Annotated in this window: 2 rRNA genes; both read left to right on the top strand. The window is 55.6% G+C overall.

Features of this window, described 5'->3' with window-relative positions:
* Window positions 1-134 (top strand): 23S ribosomal RNA (locus tag N879_RS16920); the annotation flags it as partial.
* A 134-nt stretch (window positions 135-268) separates the two neighbouring features.
* Window positions 269-384 (top strand): 5S ribosomal RNA (rrf, locus tag N879_RS16925).
* Window positions 385-538 lie beyond the last annotated feature (154 nt).

The raw sequence follows: 538 nt of genomic DNA on the forward strand, positions 1-538 counted from the left end.
GCCTCAAGATGAGATCTCACTGGAGCTTGAGCTCCCTAAAGGGCCGTCGAAGACTACGACGTTGATAGGTTGGGTGTGTAAGCGCTGTGAGGCGTTGAGCTAACCAATACTAATTGCCCGTGAGGCTTGACCATATAACACCCAAACAATTTGTGTGTTAGACGGTGAAGTCGACGAACCGAAAGTTCGTGTGAACCGCAAAGAAGACCTGTCACATACCCGAATCAGGGTGAGCGTGTGCGCAAGCCACGAGCATCCGAAAGAATTGCTTGACGACCATAGAGCGTTGGAACCACCTGATCCCATCCCGAACTCAGCAGTGAAACGACGCATCGCCGATGGTAGTGTGGGGTTTCCCCATGTGAGAGTAGGTCATCGTCAAGCACCTATCCCAAAACCCCTGATCAGCCTGGCTGGTCGGGGGTTTTGCTTTTGGGGCGCGGAAAGCCGGGGTGATCCCATCCACGCCATTGCATTCCCCTTGTAGGAGCGCGCCCTGCGCGCGAATCGCGGGCAGGGCCCGCTCCTACACGTGAAG

The organism is Alcaligenes sp. EGD-AK7, assembly GCF_000465875.3.
GTDB classification, from domain to species: domain Bacteria; phylum Pseudomonadota; class Gammaproteobacteria; order Burkholderiales; family Burkholderiaceae_B; genus Alcaligenes; species Alcaligenes phenolicus.